Annotated in this window: 12 protein-coding genes; 5 read left to right on the top strand and 7 right to left on the bottom strand. The window is 31.7% G+C overall.

Annotation, left to right across the window (positions count from 1 at the left end):
• Positions 1-483 precede the first annotated feature (483 nt).
• The 5 genes from ACIQ2L_RS03785 to ACIQ2L_RS03765 all read right to left on the bottom strand — a co-directional run bounded on the left by ACIQ2L_RS03785 (position 484) and on the right by ACIQ2L_RS03765 (position 9,022).
• Positions 484-2,802, bottom strand: coding sequence for a glycosyltransferase (locus tag ACIQ2L_RS03785; protein ID WP_396156584.1), 2,319 nt, complete (start codon positions 2,800-2,802; stop codon positions 484-486).
• Between the two features lie 114 nt (positions 2,803-2,916).
• Entirely contained in the window at positions 2,917-4,200 is a 1,284-nt protein-coding gene (locus tag ACIQ2L_RS03780) for an oligosaccharide flippase family protein (protein WP_396156582.1), read from the bottom strand.
• Entirely contained in the window at positions 4,181-5,512 is a 1,332-nt protein-coding gene (locus tag ACIQ2L_RS03775) for a hypothetical protein (RefSeq protein ID WP_396156580.1), read from the bottom strand. The genes ACIQ2L_RS03780 and ACIQ2L_RS03775 overlap by 20 nt, the downstream gene beginning before the upstream one ends.
• 26 nt (positions 5,513-5,538) lie before the next feature.
• On the bottom strand, positions 5,539-6,609 hold the full coding sequence (locus ACIQ2L_RS03770; protein ID WP_396156578.1) for a lipopolysaccharide biosynthesis protein: 1,071 nt from the start codon (positions 6,607-6,609) through the stop codon (positions 5,539-5,541).
• A 19-nt stretch (positions 6,610-6,628) separates the two neighbouring features.
• Complete coding sequence (locus ACIQ2L_RS03765; protein ID WP_396156576.1) at positions 6,629-9,022, bottom strand: SLBB domain-containing protein; 2,394 nt, start codon at positions 9,020-9,022, stop codon at positions 6,629-6,631.
• Positions 9,023-9,315: 293 nt separating this feature from the next.
• On the opposite strand from ACIQ2L_RS03765, the gene ACIQ2L_RS03760 reads away from it, so the two are divergent.
• From ACIQ2L_RS03760 to ACIQ2L_RS03750, 3 genes are all read left to right on the top strand, one after another.
• Positions 9,316-10,338 (top strand): LacI family DNA-binding transcriptional regulator, encoded by a 1,023-nt coding sequence (locus ACIQ2L_RS03760; protein WP_396156574.1) that lies wholly within the window; start codon positions 9,316-9,318, stop codon positions 10,336-10,338.
• 63 nt (positions 10,339-10,401) lie between these two features.
• Complete coding sequence (locus ACIQ2L_RS03755; RefSeq protein WP_396156572.1) at positions 10,402-10,926, top strand: ankyrin repeat domain-containing protein; 525 nt, start codon at positions 10,402-10,404, stop codon at positions 10,924-10,926.
• Between the two features lie 5 nt (positions 10,927-10,931).
• Entirely contained in the window at positions 10,932-11,735 is an 804-nt protein-coding gene (locus ACIQ2L_RS03750) for a T9SS type A sorting domain-containing protein (RefSeq protein WP_396156571.1), read from the top strand.
• Positions 11,736-11,809: 74 nt separating this feature from the next.
• Here the strand turns inward: ACIQ2L_RS03750 and polA are convergent, their stop codons facing one another.
• A complete protein-coding gene (polA, locus tag ACIQ2L_RS03745; protein ID WP_396156569.1) occupies positions 11,810-14,692 on the bottom strand; it encodes a DNA polymerase I in 2,883 nt (960 codons plus the stop codon).
• A 144-nt stretch (positions 14,693-14,836) separates the two neighbouring features.
• Between polA and ACIQ2L_RS03740 the strand changes: the two genes are divergently transcribed.
• Both ACIQ2L_RS03740 and ACIQ2L_RS03735 read left to right on the top strand, forming a co-directional pair.
• Positions 14,837-16,069: a metallophosphoesterase gene (locus tag ACIQ2L_RS03740; protein WP_396156567.1), complete on the top strand. Its 1,233-nt coding sequence runs from the start codon at positions 14,837-14,839 to the stop codon at positions 16,067-16,069.
• A 75-nt stretch (positions 16,070-16,144) separates the two neighbouring features.
• Positions 16,145-16,441, top strand: a complete 297-nt coding sequence (locus tag ACIQ2L_RS03735; protein WP_396156565.1) for a thioredoxin family protein — start codon at positions 16,145-16,147, stop codon at positions 16,439-16,441.
• 130 nt (positions 16,442-16,571) lie between these two features.
• Here ACIQ2L_RS03735 and ahcY read toward each other — a convergent pair whose 3' ends face one another.
• The gene (ahcY, locus tag ACIQ2L_RS03730) at positions 16,572-17,888 is read right to left on the bottom strand and encodes an adenosylhomocysteinase (protein WP_396156563.1); all 1,317 of its coding nucleotides are present in this window, start codon (positions 17,886-17,888) and stop codon (positions 16,572-16,574) included.
• Between the last annotated feature and the right edge of the window lie 77 nt (positions 17,889-17,965).

The following is a 17,965-nucleotide window of genomic DNA, read 5'->3' as shown; positions in this document are numbered from 1 at the left end:
GGAAAATCGTATTACTGTATTTTTAAAGTATTCGGTTAAATTATTTTTCATTTATTTTCTAAATTTATTACAATTTAGAAACGTAAAAATAATTATAATAATTGTTGTTGTAGTAATAATAAAACTATACACATATTACTTTGGAGTGAAACAGATGCAAACATAGGCGTTTCAGATAGAATTTGAAATAAAATTTAAGCTTTTAGTTATCAAAAAAATAAAATTTAATACTATTGTTGTGGAGATGTTAAGGTGAATATAATTTTTAGAAAGTAATTATAAAAATATTGTTCTTTTAATTAACCTATATGAAAACAATATAAACAGAGAAAAGAGTGGCTATTTATTTACAAAATAAATTTATTTACGGTTCCTTAGTTGTGTCAAAGCACCAATCATTTAATGTGAATGTTTATTTTTAACCTTTAAAAATTAAACTGAAATTATTTTGAATAAAACAAAAAGTATTTTGAAATTTTTTTTCTACACATTAAACATTTTTAAATAAAATTCTAACCATTTTTCAGTGATAGTTTTTGCTGAAAAATTCTCCAATACATACTGTCTTCCTCCTTTACCTAATGATTCAACAAGATTTTGATCATTAAATAATTTCTCCATTGCCAAATAAAGAGAATCGACATCGGCAACTTTATGCCTTATCCCCGTTCTATTTTCAACAATGCTTTCCATAAGTCCATACGTATCACTGCATATTATTGGTTTTTCCATCGAGGATGCTTCTAATATACTTAAACAAAAAGCCTCTCTATAGCTAGGCATACAAAACACATCACAGGCTTGTATGAAACGTTCAGGTGTTGGTGTAACTCCGTAAAACATTACGGATTCGATATCTTTTACTTTTTGTTTTACAATAGGGGTCATATTCTCTTCATCACCGCCAACTAGCAATAAACGAACATTTACATGTTTTTTACGCAAACTGTTAAAAGCTTCAGCTAATTCATTTATACCTTTTTCGGAATTCATTCGGCCCAGAAACATATAGACCAAATCATTTTCTTTTATACCTAATTCATCTCTCACCTCTTTTTTAGTAGTAGCATTCGGAATAAACCTATTTATGTCTACCCCACAAATAGAACCTTTACCTAAAACCAAAGAATTAGATTCTGTAATTATCTTATTCTGGATTAAAAACTGTCTCTGTGGTTGTCCATCCACTAAAATATGGGTTGCATTCCAAACTGTAAAACGATCCAAAATCATTAAAAAATATTTATAAACCCCTTTTTTTGTATGCCAAACCTGACCTGTAAATAAGATAATACGATTAGAAACAAGTGCTAAACGGGATGCTAAAATGCCTAATAAATTCGCTTTTGGAGTTAAAGTGTGTACTGCATCAAACTTCATTTTTTTGAAATAGGTGTATAAATAAAATAAAGTTCGTAAATCGTTTATTAAATTTATACCTCTTATTATTTTTATATGCTTAATTTCTTTTATTGGAGTGTCCTTAAAATAAATCATTTCTTCCTCTAAAACATTTGCAATCAAATAAATGTCAAAATAATTGCTTAATTCTTCGATATGATTCATAAGAAATACTCTTGCTGTACCTACGTAAGGAACCACAAAACAAATTTTTTCCCTTTTTATTATTTTATAATTATCAATTTTTTTTCCTTTTTCTACCTTTTGATATTCTTCTAAAATCGCCTCCCAAATTATTTTTTGTTCATACTTCGAAGTGATTAACTCGCGAGAATTATTTGCTGCTTTATCAACTTCTTTTGGATTTTCTATGCAAAACTTCATTTTGTTATAAATTGCTTCTTCATCTTTTGCCGGAATAATCCAACCATTTTCACCTTCTTTAATAATTTCATTACAGCCATTAATATTACTCACGATACTTGGTAATCCCATTGCACCAGCTTCCATTACTACATTAGGAAAACCTTCTCTATAACTCGGAAATACTAAGATGTCAGCTAATGCAAAATAAGGTCTAACATCATTTTGAAGGCCAATATTTATAATGTTATTGTTACTTTCAATTTCTTTTATTGTCTTTTTATCTAAAGGATCTAAATGAGATTCTAAAGGGCCAACTAATACTAATTTTATTGAAGTAACTTCCTTGTTTAGTCTTTTGAAGGCATTAATCATTTCGTTTATTCCTTTATCCGAAACTAATCTTCCTAAAAAAATAAAAACGAAATCGTTTCTATCAATACCTAAATTACTTTTCAATTCCTGCTTTTCATTTTCAGTAAATAGAGAAGGATCAAAATATGAAGTATTTACACCATTTGAGCTACCATTTGCCAGCACTTTTAATTTTGAAGAATTACAAAAATTATGTTCTATTATTATTTCTTTCAAACCAAAAGAATTTGGAAACACTTCTGTAGCACAGGAATAGGTGACTTTTTCAACTAAATTTAATACTTTTCTCATATTCCCATTTGCTAATAATAAGGGTAATCCCCCAACGGTGTGCAATCTATTCGGCACTCCAGCAAATTTTGCAGCTATCATACCTAAAATCCCAGCTTTTGGTGTGTGTGTGTGTACTATTAAAGGTTTTTCTTTTTTAAATAAAAAATATAATTGAATTAAAGCTTTCAAATCTTTAAAAGGAGAAATAGTTCTTACCATATTTATAGGGACAACTTTTACACCTTCATGTATCTGTACTTCATTTAACATTTGCCCGTCTGACGAAACTGCAATTACTTCATACTTATCACTCATAAATTTAAGTTGTCCGCTCAATATTCCTCTTAAGGTATCGGGCACAGTAGTTATTCGAATAAGTTTTTTGGACATTTAGTTTGAATTTTTTTTTGACACAAAAACAATACACTATTATGGTGTTACGCAAATAACAAATAATTAATTAGAATGATTATAAAAATATTTAAAAAAATAATTACTATAAAACTACGATTGTAAAGAATTGATTTGATGTTCTTTTCTATCGTGATAATAATTAATTATAATAAATAATGTTAATAAGATTAAACTAATATAATTTGAGAATAAAAAGCATTTTGAAAGCAGTAAAGCATTGCCTTCAAAATTTAGTTTTATATAAATACTAAATATTCCTATTGTTAATCCTTCTCTTAAGAATCTAAAAAAAAGATAACTCCATCTTTTTTGTATAGAAATTAAATACTGAAGCAAGACCAAACTAGAACAGAAAGGTAAAATACCTAAAATTAAATTTGTAAATACTCCGTTAAAATTTTCTTCAAAATAACTTCCAGATAAAGAGAAAATTTGTTTTGAAAAAATATAAAAAACAAGACCAACTATTCCCGACAATATCAAATTTAAAAAAACTGTTTTCAATAAAAACTTTTCTTTATTGCTTGAAATAGATATATAAGACAATACAATGTTATTTAACAAATTAGGTATAAAAACAATGAACATAACCATTCTCATGGCAACAGTATATAAACCTAAATCTTCAAAATTAGCATTATTGATTAAAATTACTGAAGTATAAAAAGCTACAAGATTAACAAGTAATTCGCCAATACCTATAGGTAAAGAAAAAGTATATAATTGTTTTAAGTCATTTTTAATGTTCCTTACTTCTCGTTTATTAAAAGTGTGACTTTCTTTCAAATAAATGAATAAAAACTGAATAATATAATGTACTAAAAAAGCTAAAAAAACACCAATAATTCCAAATTTATAACCAAAGAAATAGGATAGTGGCACGTAAAATAGTGCTGAAATAATTACTGACCTAAAATAAGTTTTTAACGATTTAATTCCAACGAAATAACTTTCAATAAAAGTTAAAATTAAGTTCATTAAAAGTGATGAAGCAAAAATTAAGAGAAAAAACAAATTATATGAAAAATCGTAGTCTTTTAATAATTTATCTCTAAAAAGAATACTTCCTAAAAAAAATACTGAAACAATTATTATTACGAACTTAACGACACTTATAAGTTTATTTAAACCATCATTTTTATTTATTGCTGAAAAGAATATTAAAGATTTATCACCTCCGAACAAAATAAAAACAATTAAAACATCATAAGCCTGTTTTAAAAATGCATATTTTCCGAATAAACTTGGGCCAAAAATACGAGCCAATAATATTGTGACGATTAAAAAAGCCGCTTTTTGAATGAAATTAGCGGTAAGTGATAAAATACCATCTCCGTATTTTACGGTAATACTTTTATATGCTTTTTTTATCATTCCAAATATAATTTTTGTTCTGTTTAATACTCTCAATAACAACGACGACCATTAGTAAAGTTGGAAATATTTTTGTTCTATGCCTCATTGCGGTTCCTGTATTTTCTGTGCCTAAAGCAAAACCTAATGAAACAATTAAAAATAAAATGAGAAATACTTTGGGAAATATTCTGTTTGAATTATTAATAATACGTTTTCTACTCCTAATTATTTTGAATAGTAAAAAATAGTAAAATGAACTATCTATCAAAATTGCAGTTATATCCCCTAAACCTCTTATATCGTATGGCATTGGTGAAAAGATAAAATAAATTAATTTCAAGGGTGTTAAAAAAATTAAATCAACTACGGAACTTACTTTATAATTTTTTAAATAAGTAGAACCACCTTCTTCGATGCCGCTATTAGATTGATATTTTTCAATCAAACTTGTATTATTCTGATCAGTTTGTAAGATTGAAAATTTTCCGCTAAAAATGGATGAATCATTCACAATAATAGTTAATGTCAGACCACAACAAAGAAAAAATATCGTTAACCTCTTAAAAGAATATTTAAATCGATGTTGTTTTACATCTAAGAAAAAAAACATATAACCATAAACTAATAAACTAATTATCATCCCTGAATGAAAAATCGAGCATAACAAAACAAAAAGCACTGTAATAAATATGTTGATCCTATTATTTGTCATTAACCACTTTGAGAAAAAGAAGATGCTATAAATAAAAAAGAATTGTATTAGTGCTTCTCGGAGTAAAATTGAAGAGAATATTATGTTTTGAGGATACAAACCATATAAAGCTAAAAAAAATAACTTATTAGTGTCTTTTAGTTTAAATAAATCCAGAATTTTATAAAAAATAAAAATGGACCATATTCCTAATATCACATTAATATATTGTGAAAAGAGTCTTTGGTCACCAATAATCCAGTATAATATTCCCAAAAAACTTGTGTAATTTGTATATGAAATCTCACTCAGCATACTCAAATCTTTTGAAATATCTATTGCCCATAGATAAAATCTTTCAGAGTCACCTCCACTATGCAATATATTAACTAGCTCTTTTCCGTAGAAATCTATGTATAATAAAACTAGTCTAAGAAGAAAATAAATAAATAAAAGAAATTTGGCTGTATTATTTTTAATGCCAATGAAAATAAAAAAAAGTATCATTAATGAGTTAAAAGCAACGAGAATATTTGATATTAATTCATTATTAACAAATGATTTAAATAAAAAAGAAGTTAACAAACTACAAAACAGTATAATTATAAAAAATCGTTCCGCTAATTTTAAATTTATCATTATTGTTTTTTGAGTTGTAGGTATAATTACTCCATTAATTGTTTAAAAATATTTTTAAACATTAAAAATAGTAATGATACAAATAAAGCAATAACACTTCCTAAAATCACACCAAATACTACACCTATTTTGTCATTTTTTAAGGGCAAAATAGGGCTATCTATCACCTGAATTAAAGGAGTCTCTTTACGAAGTGTCACTTTTGCAAGTTCGGTTTGTTTTACTAATTCAGTTAAAATAAAAGTATTTGCCTGAACATCTACTTGTTTTCGTGCCGTAGGAGTCCTTTTTACATTTAAAGCGGGATTGAGATTGAAAGTATTGTCGACAGAAATGGCAACTCCTGTTATAGCACGATTCAATTCACCACGGATGGAGTCAGTTTGTTTTATCAAAATACTTACATTCTCACGAGCTTTTTTGCTTTTATAGTCAATATAAAAATCAGAAACTTGCTTTGCTAAGGCTTCGGTAAAATATTTAGCAAACAATTCATTTTTAGATTTTGCATTAATAATAATAATTCCATTTTTTTTATCTTTTTGAGATACGGTCAAGTTGGCCTTTGAAAGATCATCATAAATAACTCCCAAAATGCTATCGTGAACACGAGTATAGTCTGCACGGGATGAGTTTGGCAAAAACTGAATTGATTTTAGTTGTTGATTATCTTCCCATTTATTCCGCCAACCCTTATTTTGAATATACATTTCAGCCAATGAAATTTTTTTCTTTTCAAAAATAATTGGCGATAATAGCGTTCTTTCGACCATATTTCGGGAGAGGAAAAGTTCAGGCAAATTAGACCCCGAAAAAGCACCTCCGGTACTTCCTCCAAGCAAATCAATTCCAAATGGACTGTCAATGCTTAAAGAACCACCCATTCCACTTGAACTTTTATCTTCTAAGGCAAATGATAAAGATGCCGAATAAACTGGCTGTTTGAAAAAAGAATAGCAGAAACCTAAAACTGCACCAACAAGTATGGCTTTAAAAATTGTTTTTCGTCTGAAAACGATATATTCCCAAAACCCTTTCCCTCGTGATACTATTTCTTTAAAGGTTAGTTCTTCGTTTGTTTTTGGATTAGCTTCCATATTCTTTTTATAATGTAAATTATTTTATAGCCGTGAGAATAAGTAAGGAGAGACTCGTTAAGATACTTCCTATACTTATAATTTCTACTGCACTCAATTTTTTTCGTTCCGCTTTTTGAGGAATTATAATTTGTGAGCCTGGCATAACTTTGGGGTAAGACCTTATGAATAAAAATGTGCTGGATACAGCTGTTTTTCCATTGGGATAAATAATAAACGCTTTGTTCTTCCATGCTTTGGCATCTGTTCCGCCTACCGCTCCAATATAATAACCAAATCCTTTGCCTTTTTCATATGGAATTTCAGAAGTTAATAAAACATTACCCAAAACTTTTACGTTTTCGTTATAAGTTGCTACTTCAATTTCATCTCCAGGAAATAAGGTAACATTAGTATTATCTTTTGGATTTTCTGCAATTTTCCTCCAATCTACTGGGATAGTTGCGTATCTCAAGTTTTTTAATTTATTGGTTAATACATTTTGAAGACTATCATTTTTGCCTAATTTCAAATTTACGTTTTGCAATTCTTCTACCTGTTTATTTTGTATAGGCCGATAGATTTTCACACCATCTACATTAGCGACAGAAGTCAAACCGCCAGCTCTGTTGATGATGTCGTAAATTTTTTCATTTTTATTAATCAAGGCATATTTTCCAGAATAATTCACAGCTCCCCTGACAACTACGGTTTCGGGCTTTTCATAAACAGCCATTCGGCGGATTGTAACTACATCAAATGGTTTCAATTCAAAGTTTTTTCCTTGTTCATTATTATCCGCTGAAATTTCAAGATTAAATAATTCGGATCTCACTTCACTATTTTCGTTGATTCCCTCAGATTTTATCATTCGGGCAATTTCAACTTTATTCGAAGAAGAACCCAATATTCCACCAGCTTCAATTAACAAGTCATTCAAAGTCAGATTTTCTTGATACTTATAAACTCCTGGTTTCCTAATTTCACCATCAATAGTTACCGTAAAATCCTCAACAAATTCTAAAATCGAATAAACATTCACAACATCTTCTTTATTCAAAATAATATCGGCTTCTGCGTTACCCGACATTGCTTCCTTTAGATTAACTTGTAACATTTCTGTTGTCAAATCGCTTTTTACTCTGATAATTTTTGCTCTTTTTGTATACGCGTCTTCCTTTAATCCTTCCGCTTTTTTTATCAAATCAGAAATTTTCATTCCTTCATAAAATGAATAGGTATCTGGTCTGAAAACGGCACCAAAAATTTTTATCCTGTTTTCAAATCTATTTAAAATTTTTGTAACTCTAAATTCGTCACCAGATTGTGGTTTGTATGTTCCAAATTCTGATGCTTTTATATCTTTAACTTTAAATTCCTTATCTGTTTTTTGCATTACATTAACCGCTGCGGTATAGGCAAACTCATTAAATCCGGATGCAAAAGCCAATAAATCATTGAAACTTTCACTTGGTTTAATTTCGAAAATTCCTGGTCTTTTGATTTCGCCAGCAATTGTAACTCTTAAAGAATAAACGGGAATTCGAATAACATCGTTATCTTTCAAACCAACATTATCCGATTGACTTCCATTTACCAAAAAATTATAAATATCAATCCTTTTAAACACCACATTATTCCTGACTAATTCAATATTCCTATAACTACCATTTTTTCCTGGTCCGCCAGCCAAATAAAGTGCATTATAAACCGTTGCCAAAGAGGAAACAGAATAATTTCCTGGTTGCTTGCTGCCAATTATCGTAATTTTTATTGTTCTTACTTTACTCAAACTAATCCCAACTTGAGATTGTCCAGATCTTACAGAACTATATACATTCGCAATCGCACTTCTGATTTTTAGGGTAGCGGCTTCGATAGTCAAACCCATGACTGCAATCTGACCAACATTTTGAATGTCTATTTTACCTTCAACTGATACAGGTAGAGTAGCATTAAAAACTTGAGTTCCATAAACACTCACTTGCAACTCATCACCTGGTCCTAAAATATAATTTATTGGTGTAGCAATTTTTAGATTGGGTTCAAAGTTTAAGGTTGGATTATCAAATAATTCTGAGCCAAAAACTGAGTTGCCTTCGACATCTTTTACTTTTATATTGACAAATTTCTCTTGTTCCCGCCCTAAATCTACATTAGTTTTTGGTACAGTAATAGTAGTATTGTTTAATCTTACTTTTAATTTTGATATTTCTTCATTAGACATTCCTTTTGATTGCAAAATGGTTTCGGCTTGCTCGATAGTCAAATTATTGCTTTCCAATTGTACTTTAATTTTAGCAACATCTGCATCTGATAAATTATCAACTTTGACAGCGCTAATATCATTTTCCTTCCATAAGTCTTGTGCTTGTATTATCGTAGTTTGAAAAAAAGTTACAATAAGTAAAATGCTTCCAATTAAATTTTTCATAAAGATTATATAGTATTAATAGTAATTAAATTTTACTGCATTTTTTCAAACCGTCAATAAATAATTTCTTCATTTTTAGGTTATTAACTTATTTGAAATAACGGATTTACAAACATACTAAATATAAATTCAAAATAAAGTACAATTTTGGCGTTGTTTTGTTGTAAAATTAGCTTCAAATTCAATTTTTTTGCTTTTTTTAAAGCAACTTCTTAACCAAAACGATAAAGATTTAAAATGTAAATGTTTAATAAATGTAAATTTTACTATTTTTACACTTCAAGCTGCTAAAAATGAAATCGAAAGCCACATTAAAACAAATTGCAAAAGAGTTAGGAGTTTCTGTTTCCACCGTTTCTAAAGCATTAAATGGAAGTCCTGAAATAAGCGAACCTACAAAGCAACGTGTACAAGAATACGCCAAATTAAAAAATTATAAACCTAATGTTATTGGACTCAGTTTAAAAAACAGAAAAACCAAAACTATTGGTGTTATTATTCCTAATATTTTAAATTCTTTTTTTGCTAAAGTATTCAGCGGAATAGAAAAAGTAGCTGATGAAAAAGGATATAAAGTGATTACCTGCATTTCTAACGAATCATTAGAAAAAGAAATTAACGCTCTTGAAATGTTAAGCAACGGAACGATTGATGGCTTTATTCTATCTATTGCAGAGGAATCACAAAAACTTCAAAAATTTGATCATTTTACAAACATTATTAATGAAGGCACACCAATAGTAATGTTTGACCGAATTGCTGATGAAGTAAACTGCGACAAAGTAATTGTCGACGATTTCGAATCTGCTGTAAATGCTGTAGCACATTTAATAAAAACGGGGTGTAAAAAAATTGCGCTGCTTTCTGCTATTGATAATTTGAGTGTTGGAAAGCTTAGAGCACAAGGTTTTTACAAAGCACTTGAAAACAACGGAATAAAAGTGGATGAAAATTTGGTTATTTTAACCAATAACAACGAAGAATTTAATTCAAAAATTGGCGGGTTTTATATTAAAAATAAGCCCGATGGTGTTTTTGCAGTCGACGAACATGCGTCTGTAACTGCCCTGAAGCTTGGGGTACAAAACGGGTATAAAATTCCACAAGAATTGTCAATTATTGGTTTTGCTGATGGGGTTTGGTCACGCAGAATGACGCCAAGTTTATCCACTGTAAGTCAGCATGGACCAGAAATTGGCGAAGTGGCTGCACAGTTATTGATTGATAAATTGGAAAGCAAAGAAGAAACTTTTACTTTTTCTACAACAACAATCAAAACGGAATTACGCCAAAGAGATTCTACAAAAAAACTTTAACAAAAGTCTTGCAAACGCAACCTAGATATTAATTTAGAATCATTTGTAACAAATTGATGATTTATGAGAAAAATTATTTGCTTTATTTTACTGTTTTTTTTAAGCTTTAGTTCTTGTTTTGCACAAGAAAATCTGGATGTTTTTGACATTGCTCGTAAAGGAACCGTTGAACAAGCAAAAGCAATTTTAAAAGCAAATCCAAACGCATTTAAAACTGTCAATTCCGACGGTTACTCACCACTCATATTGGCTTGTTATAGAGGCAACAATGAAGTCGCTAAATTATTGATTGAAACAGGAAGTGATATTAATGGAAATTCTAAAATGGGAACACCTTTGATGGCTTGTGTTGTTAAAGGGAATAACGAAATTGCAAAGTTATTGATTCAGAAAAAAGCCGATGTAAATATCGCAGATGCTAATGGAACAACGGCATTAATATATTGTGTACAATTTAACAACAAAACCATTTTAAGTTTGTTGATTGAAAATAAAGTGGATAAAGCACACCAAGATAAAGATGGAAAAACCGCATTTGAACACGCTGTTTTTTCTGGAAATGAAGAAATTATTAATCTCTTAAAATAAAAACTATGAAAAAAATTACCCTCTCATTTATTGCTCTGATAAGTCTAGCAGGCTTTTCACAATCAAAAAGTACTGGTACAGTTGCGTTAAGTAATAATGTTCCAATAACTGCAAATTTTACTTTAAATAATAATACTTCCCAAGTTACTTTGGTTCTTACGGGTCCATCGGACAGATGGTTCGGCCTTGGGTTTGGAACGCAAGTTATAGCTGGTTTTGGTATGGACGGAATTGAAAACGGCGGACAAGCGGATTTACTAGTGTTTACAACAGCAACAACGCCAAATTTAACTGATCGCTGGTTTAATGGCACTGGAAATCCACCACAAGATACTCAAAACTGGACTTCTTCAAATACAGTTTCTGGCGGAACTAGAACAATAACTTTAACTAGATCTTTAACAACAACGGATAGTAATGATTTTCAAATGCCATACAATACTACAAATTCAATAAATATTGGAGGTGTTAGAGCATCTACAGCCACATTTTCAGTTGGTCCTCATGGAGGTAGTGCAAGTGCTGGTTATGCAACTTTACAATTTACAACTCTTGGTGTTGAAGATTTTTCTTTAAATGCTTCTCAGGTTTATCCAAACCCATCAAACGGAGCATTTTTAGTAAAAACAAAAACAACGTTAGACAAAATAAATGTGTACTCACAAGTGGGCGCTTTAGTAAAAACCATTGAAGTGAACGATACATCGGATGCGGTTGAAGTAAATGTTAGCGGATTTCAAAAAGGCGTTTACCTTTTGGAATTGGTAAATGAAACGGAGAAATCTTGGAAGAAAGTGATAGTTGAATAATTACAAAAGTTTCAGTAAAAACAAAAAGCTGGAATTGAATTTCTAGCTTTTTTTTATTTCAATAATGTCAAATTTTAATGCGCTTCCAACCAGTTTTTACCAACTCCCATTTCAACATCTAACGGAACATCGAGTTTAAATGCGTTTTCCATTTCGTATTTTATCATCGGTTGAATTTTTTCTAATTCGGAGTTGTGAACGTCAAAAACCAATTCGTCATGAACCTGCAACAACATTTTCGATTTCCATCCCAAGCCGTCGGGACTCTTTTCGTTTAACTTTTTATAAATGTTTATCATCGCAATTTTGATAATATCAGCAGCACTTCCTTGAATAGGTGCGTTAACTGCGTTTCGTTCCGCGCCACTTTTTACCATCATATTGGCCGAATTAATATCTTTCAAATAACGTCTTCTTCCTAAAACGGTTTGGACGTAACCATTTTCACGAGCAAAATCGACTTGATTCGACATGTATGATTTTAGTTTTGGATAGGTTGCATAATACGCTTCAATTAACTCAGCTGCTTCTTTTCGTGATAACGAAGTTTGATTGGAAAGCCCAAAAGCAGAAACACCATATATAATTCCAAAGTTTACGGTTTTCGCATTACTTCTTTGTTCCTTGGTAACTTCCTCTAACGGCACATTAAATACTTTTGCAGCGGTACTTTTATGAATATCTTCGTTGTTTTGAAACGCTTTAATCATGTTTTCTTCACCAGATAAAGCGGCGATAATTCGGAGTTCAATTTGAGAATAATCGGCAGAAAGTAAGGTGTAATTTTCGTCACGAGCTATGAATGCTTTTCGAATTAATCGTCCACGTTCGGTTCGAATGGGAATGTTCTGTAAATTCGGATTGTTCGAACTCAATCGCCCTGTAGCCGCAACGGTTTGCATATAATCGGTGTGAACGCGACCTGTTTTTTTGTCTACTTGGTTGGGTAAAGCATCAATATAGGTGCTTTGCAATTTTACCATTTGTCGCCATTCGAGTATGTCTTTTACAATGGGATTGTCTTTTTCTAAATAGCTTAAAATTTCTTCGCCTGTGGCATATTGACCGGTTTTGGTTTTCTTTTGTTTTGCTCCGCCAAGTTGCAGTTTATCAAATAAAACATCGCCCAACTGTTTTGGAGACGCTAAGTTGAATTTCTCTCCAGCCGTTTCATAAATTTTTTGTTCCAATGCGGCACTTTCTTTCACCATTTCAACCGACATCGATTTTAAATAAGGCACATCCAGATTGATGCCTTCCATTTCCATGGCAGCCAAAACAGGAATTAGTGGAATTTCGATGTCATCAAACAGTTTTTTAGTTTCCGCTTTATCTAAAATCGGACTGAAATTTTGTTTTAATTGAAATGTAATGTCTGCGTCTTCCGCAGCATATTCTTTGATGTCTTCTAATGCAACATCGCGCATCGATTGTTGGTTCTTACCTTTTTTTCCAATTAAAGTCTCTATAGATTTTGGCGAATATTTCAAATAAGTTTCACTCAATACATCCATATTGTGACGCATATCAGGATTGATTAAATAATGTGCAATCATGGTGTCGAATAATTTTCCTTTAATAGAAATCCCATAACGAGATAGAATTTTCAAATCGTATTTGATGTTTTGACCTATTTTTTCGATGGTTTCGCTTTCAAAAAACGGTTTGAATTTTTCAACTAACGCTTTTGCTTCGTCTTGACTTTCAGGAAACGGAACGTAAAATCCTTTTCCTTTCTCCCACGAAAATGACATTCCAACCAATTCGGCGTTTAAGGCATCTATTCCGGTAGTTTCAGTGTCAAAACACACCGAAGTTTGGTTTATTAGATTTTGCAAAAACAGTTTTGTGCCTAATTCACCTTGAACAACTTGGTATAAATGCTCTGTAGTTTCTAACGTCGCAAACCCCATCCCAGCCTTCCCCAAATGGGAAGGAGTCGACCCCAAATCGGATTCGTCATAAAAACCAAATAAGTCAAATTGTTCTTCGTTAGATTTTTTAACAGGAATTTTTTTTACTTGATTTTTGTCATTGATATTGCCATTGGTATCAATTTCATCATATTCTTTTCCCGTTCCGAAATACTTATCGAATTGTGCTTTCATCTGGCGAAATTCCAATTCGTTGAAAAGCGCATCGGTTTTTTCTACATCAGGTTTTGACAATTCATAATCAGTAGCATCGAAAGTCACAGGGCAATCTAACAGAATTCGGGCCAATTTTTTAGAAAGAATTCCGAGTTCAGCATTAGCTTCAATCTTCTCTTTCATCGCACCTTTGAGCTTATCGGTATTCGCCAAAAGATTTTCCATCGAACCAAATTCTTTTAATAATTTCTTGGCAGTAACTTCACCTACGCCAGGCAAACCCGGAATATTATCCGCGGCATCTCCCATCATTCCGAGGAAATCAATTACTTGTTCTGGACGTTCAATTTCAAATTTGGCTAATACTTCAGGAATTCCCCAAATTTCTATATCGTTGCCCATTCGAGCGGGTTTGTATATAAAAATATTTTCGGAAACCAATTGCGCAAAATCTTTATCGGGCGTCACCATAAAAACCTTGAAGTTTTCTTTTTCAGCTTGCTTTGCTAAAGTTCCGATTAAATCATCAGCTTCAAAACCGGCTTTTTCGATAATTGGAATATGCATGGCTTTTAATAATTCTTGAATATAGGGAACCGCAATTTTAATCGCTTCTGGAGTTTCATCGCGATGTGCTTTGTATTCCTGATACATTTCATAACGATAATCGCTACCGCCTTTGTCAAAAGCAACGGCTAAATGATCGGGTTTTTCACGTTTGATAACATCCATTAAGGCATTCATAAATCCCATAATGGCAGAAGTATCCATTCCCTTGGAATTTATGCGTGGATTTTTTATGAAAGCGAAATAACCCCGAAAAATTAGGGCGTAAGCATCGAGAAGATAAAGGCGTTTTTGTGACATGAAATCAATTTTATAAGAATGTAAAAATAACTAAAGTTTCAAATAAGAACCTTAGTTTTATATAGAAATTAAACCTTTGTTAAAATAAGTTTAACAACCATAATTTCTATCTAGTTTCTTTGTTAATTTGTCAAAAATTTAAAGATGGCATTCCGGTTTCTAATTCTTCTCATAATCATAGGAATAGTAGAGCTCTATGCTTTTCAAGCCATAAAAACCATTACAAAATCGAAATGGATTTTGATTACCTACATCATGATTTCTATTGTGGCTGTTCTTTTCATTTCTTATGAACTCAAAAAGTATGACCGAAGCGTTGGTCAAACTAAGATGACTCTAATTACGTTAGGTTTATTGCTTTTGGTTTTGTTGCCAAAATTAGTGCTGACTTTTATCATGCTGATGGAAGATGTTTTGAGAGTAATGATGGGAACCGTAACACATTTTATGGGACACAATTCCGATAGCTTTTTACCCGCCAGAAGAAAATTTGTAAGTCAAGTCGCAATCGGATTGGCAGCGGTGCCGTTTCTTTCTTTAATTTATGGAATGACGGTTGGTAAATATAATTTCAAAGTTATCCGTCAAACCTTATTTTTCCCCGATTTACCAGATGCTTTTGAAGGTTTTAAAGTCACTCAGATTTCAGATGTTCATAGCGGTAGTTTTGATGATGAAGCAAAAATTAAATACGCCATCGATTTAATCAATGAACAAGAATCGGATCTTTTATTATTCACTGGAGATATAGTAAACGCAAAAGCAGATGAAATGCATCCGTGGATTGACACTTTCAATGGATTAAAAAACTTTGAACATGGCAAATATTCTATACTTGGAAACCATGATTATGGCGCGTATTTGGATTGGAAATCAGAAGCAGCAAAAGCCGATAATTTTGAAGCCATAAAAGATTTGCACCGTCAGATTGACTTTAAATTACTATTGAATGAAAATGTGAAAATCAAAATAGGGAATGATGAAATTGCTTTGATTGGTGTTGAAAATTGGGGTAAACATTTTGGTGAATTTGGCGATATTGACAAAGCATCAGAAAATGTAGCTCCAGAAGATTTTAAAATATTAATGAGTCACGACCCAAGTCATTGGGAATATATAGTAAAAAGTCATCCGAAAAACATTCAATTAACGCTTTCAGGGCACACGCACGGCATGCAGTTTGGGATTGAAATTCCGGGGTTTTTCAAATGGAGTTTAGCGAAATACATATACAAACAATGGGCAGGACTATACAACGAATTTGGAAGATATATTTACGTAAATCGTGGATTTGGCTTTCATGCGTATCCAGGACGCGTAGGTATTATGCCAGAAATTACGGTTTTTGAACTAAAAAAAGGCAATTTTGTAGCATAATTAGTTAAAAATGCTACATTTGTGCTTTAATATTACTTTTAAACTATATTAAAAAAGTAAAAACGCTTTGGTTTTATGTCAAAATTTGGAGAATTAATCAACGCTCAAGTTCCCGTATTAATCGATTTTTATACAGAGTGGAACGAATCTTCAGTTTCTATGCATCCTGTTATTAGAGATGTAGCAGCTGCGCTAGGAGATAGTGCAAAAGTGATCAAAATTGATGTCGATAAAAATCAAGAGTTGGCCGACGCCCTTCGTATTAAAGGATTGCCAACACTTATGATTTACAAAGAAGGACAAATGGTTTGGAGACAATCGGGAGAACTTGATGCCAACACCATCATTAATTTGGTTCAGGAACAGATATAATTATATTTAAAAAATATATAAAAGGCGAACTCATTTACTAGTTCGCCTTTTTTTATATAGTAATTTAAACAAAAAACCCTTACTTTTCAGCAAGGGCTTATATTAGGCTCCCGACTTCGCGGTAAGCAAATTAGTATCTGTAATATTCTGGTTTATATGGTCCTTGGACGTCAACACCTATGTAAGCAGCTTGGTCATCATTCAATGTTTCCAATTCAACTCCCAATTTAGCTAAGTGTAAGGCGGCTACTTTTTCATCTAAATGTTTTGGCAACATATACACTTCATTTTTGTAATTCGCAGAATTTTTCCATAACTCTAATTGCGCCAACGTTTGGTTGGTGAAAGAGTTACTCATAACAAAACTTGGGTGTCCTGTAGCACATCCTAAGTTTACCAAACGCCCTTCGGCAAGGATAAGAATATCTTTTCCTGCAATAGTATACTTATCTACTTGCGGTTTGATTTCAACTTTAGAAGCACCGTGGTTTTTGTTTAACCAAGCCATGTCAATTTCATTATCAAAGTGACCAATGTTGCAAACGATTGTTTTGTCTTTCATTTGCTCGAAGTGGCTTCCCATAACGATATCTTTATTTCCAGTAGTGGTGATGATGATATCAGCATTCCCTACAACCGTATTTAATTTTTTTACTTCAAAGCCATCCATTGCTGCTTGTAAAGCACAAATTGGATCGATTTCTGTAACCGTCACAATAGAACCCGCGCCTCTAAATGATGCTGCTGTACCTTTACCAACGTCACCATATCCACAAACTACTACTCTCTTACCAGCCAACATAATATCGGTAGCTCTTCTAATAGCATCAACAGCTGATTCTTTACAACCGTATTTATTATCGAATTTAGATTTAGTAACCGAGTCATTCACATTGATTGCTGGCATAAACAACGTTCCGTTTTTCATTCTTTCGTACAAACGGTGAACACCCGTTGTCGTTTCTTCTGAAAGACCTTTGATTCCGTCAATTAATTCTGGGTAACGGTCAAAAACCATATTGGTTAAATCACCACCATCATCCAAAATCATGTTCAATGGTTTTCTGTCTTCACCAAAGAATAACGTTTGCTCAATACACCAGTCAAAATCTTCTTCATTCAAACCTTTCCAAGCATACACTTGAATTCCAGCAGCAGCAATTGCAGCAGCAGCTTGATCTTGGGTTGAGAAAATATTACAAGATGACCAAGTAACTTCAGCTCCAAGAGCAATTAATGTTTCTATCAAAACGGCCGTTTGAATCGTCATGTGAAGACATCCTGCAATACGTGCCCCTTTTAAAGGTTGGCTTGCTCCATACTCAGCACGAAGTGCCATCAATCCTGGCATTTCAGCTTCAGCTAATTCAATTTCTTTTCTTCCCCAAGCTGCAAGCGAAATATCTTTCACTTTAAAAGCTACATAAGGTAATGTTTGTGTACTCATCTATTATGTATATTTGTTTTTTTAATTTGGGTGCAAAAATACATAATAAGAAAGAATTAAAAAAACGTTTTTTACTT

It is taken from the genome of Flavobacterium sp. (assembly GCF_044369455.1).
GTDB lineage: Bacteria > Bacteroidota > Bacteroidia > Flavobacteriales > Flavobacteriaceae > Flavobacterium.
Note: the sequence above shows the minus strand (reverse complement) of the source record. Positions and strands in the feature narration are given on the sequence as shown.